The 2,735-nt window shown below is 72.2% G+C and carries 1 protein-coding gene; it reads left to right on the plus strand.

Annotated elements, in window-relative coordinates; all coding sequences use genetic code 11:
• Positions 1-2,735 (plus strand): type I polyketide synthase (locus EAO76_RS14880; RefSeq protein WP_148836474.1); only part of this gene is annotated, 2,735 nt, incomplete at both ends.

The following is a 2,735-nucleotide window of genomic DNA, read 5'->3' on the forward strand; positions in this document are numbered from 1 at the left end:
CCCCCCACCAACTCAACACCGTCCTCACCCCCAAAACCCACGCCGCCTGGAACCTCCACACCCTCACCCGACACCACGACCTCACCGCCTTCATCCTCTACTCCTCCGCCGCCGGCACCCTCGGCAACCCCGGACAGGCCAACTACGCCGCCGCCAACACCTTCCTCGACGCCCTCGCCCACCACCGCCACACCCAAGGACTCCCCGCCACCTCCATCGCCTGGGGACTGTGGGAATCGTCCGGCGGCATGGGCGGCACCCTGGGCCGGGCGGATCTGGACCGGCTCGCCGACACCGGCGCCGGTGCCCTCACGGTCGAACAGGGGCTCGCAGCCTTCGACGAAGCGCTCGGACACCACCGCCCCGCGCTCGCCGCCATCCCCATGAACGCCGCCGCCCTGCGCAAGCGCGCCGAGCGCGGAACCCTGCCCCCGATCATGCGCGGCCTGGTCCGCACCCCCATGCGCCGGGCGGCCGCGGGCGGCTCCGGAACGAAGAGCGGCACCACGCTCGCCGAACGCCTGGCCACACTGCCCGAGGCGGAGCAGACACAGCTGCTGCTCGACCTCGTACGGGACGAGGTCGCTGCGGTGCTCGGCCGCTCGGGCGGCAGCGCCCTCGAACCGAACCGCACGTTCAAGACGCTCGGCTTCGACTCGCTGTCCGCCGTCGAACTGCGCAACCGGCTCGGCGCCACCACCGGCCACCGGCTCTCGCCGACCCTCGTGTTCGACCACCCCACCCCGGCGGCCCTCGCCACCCACCTGCGCACGGTGCTGCTCGGCGACCGCCCGGCCGCCGCGGCCCCGAGCGCGCGGCCCGCGGAGTCCGAGGAGAACGACGACGCCATCGCCATCGTCTCGATGGCCTGCCGGTTCCCGGGCGGGGTGGCCTCACCGGAGGACCTCTGGCAGCTCCTGAGGGACGGCGTCGACACCATCGGCCCCTTCCCGACCGACCGGGGCTGGGACCTCGACGGCCTCTACGACCCGAACCCGGAGGCGACCGGGACCTCGTACACCCGGCACGGCGGATTCCTGCACGACGCCTCCGGCTTCGACGCCGACTTCTTCGGCATCAACCCGCGCGAGGCGCTCGCCATGGACCCGCAGCAGCGGCTGCTCCTCGAAACGGCGTGGGAGACGCTGGAACGGGCCGGAATCGACCCCGAAACCCTGCGCGGCAGCGACACGGGCGTGTTCGCCGGAGTGATCACCGGCGATTACGTGACGCGCTTCGGCCAACTGCCCGAGGAACTGGAGGGATACGTCTCCACGGGGACGACCACCAGCGTCGCGTCGGGCCGCATCTCCTACACGCTCGGTCTGGAAGGGCCGGCCATGACCGTGGACACGGCGTGCTCGTCGTCGCTGGTCGCCCTGCACCTGGCGGCGCAGGCACTGCGGAACGGGGAGTGCGGACTGGCCCTGGCGGGCGGGGCGACCGTCATGTCGGGTCCGGTCAACTTCGTCGAGTTCAGCCGGCAGCGTGCGCTCTCCGCCGACGGGCGCTGCAAGGCGTTCTCGTCGGACGCGGACGGCACCGGCTGGGGCGAGGGCGTCGGCCTGGTCCTCCTGGAGCGGTTGTCGGACGCGCGGCGCAACGGGCACGAGGTCCTGGCCGTACTGCGGGGCAGCGCGATCAACCAGGACGGCGCGTCCAACGGTCTGACCGCACCCAACGGCCCCTCGCAGCAGCGGGTGATCCGGCAGGCCCTGACCAACGCCGGTCTGACGGCCGCGGACGTGGACGCGGTCGACGCGCACGGCACCGGCACCAGGCTCGGTGACCCGATCGAGGCGCAGGCGCTGCTGGCCACGTACGGTCAGGAGCACACGCCCGAACAGCCCTTGTGGCTCGGCTCGTTGAAGTCCAACATCGGGCACACACTGGCCGCCGCAGGCGTCGCCGCCGTCATCAAGATGGTCCTCGCCATCCAGCAGGGAACGCTGCCGCGCACGCTGCACGTACAGGAGCCGACCGGTCACGTGGACTGGGAATCGGGCGCCGTCTCGCTGCTGATGCAGGAACAGCCCTGGCCGGAGCTGGACCGCCCGCGCCGGGCCGCGATCTCCTCGTTCGGCTTCAGCGGCACGAACGCCCATCTGATTCTGGAGCAGGCTCCGGCGGAGGACGGTGCGCCGCGCGAGGCCGATCCCGTCGATCCCGCTGGTTCGGTCGGTCCGGTGCCGTGGGTGTTGTCGGCCCGGAGTGGTGCGGCGTTGCGGGAGCAGGCCGCCAGGCTGGCCGGTTTCGTCGCCGAGCGGCCGGAGCTGGACCCGGTCGCGGTCGGGTCCGCGCTGGTGCATGCCCGTACGGCCTTCGACCACCGGGCGGTCGTTGTCGGGACCGACCGTGAGGAGCTGCTGCGGGGTCTGGAGGCCGTGGCGGAGAACGAGGAGTCGCGGCCTGTTGCGCAGGGCCGGACGGTGTTCGTTTTCCCGGGTCAGGGGTCGCAGTGGGTGGGGATGGCTGCGGGGTTGTATGCGGATTCGCCGGTGTTCCGGGCCCGGTTGGAGGAGTGTGCGCGGGTTCTGGCGCCGTTCGTGGAGTGGGATCTGCTGGAGGTGCTGCTCACCGAGGGGGGTGCCGGGCTTCTGGAGCGGGTGGATGTGGTGCAGCCGGCTCTGTGGGCGGTGATGGTGTCGCTTGCGGAGCTGTGGCGGTCCTTCGGTGTGGTGCCGGATGCGGTGGTGGGTCATTCGCAGGGCGAGATCGCCGCGGCCGTGGTGGCG

Source organism: Streptomyces sp. sk2.1, from assembly GCF_008120935.1.
In the GTDB taxonomy this organism is placed as follows: domain Bacteria; phylum Actinomycetota; class Actinomycetes; order Streptomycetales; family Streptomycetaceae; genus Streptomyces.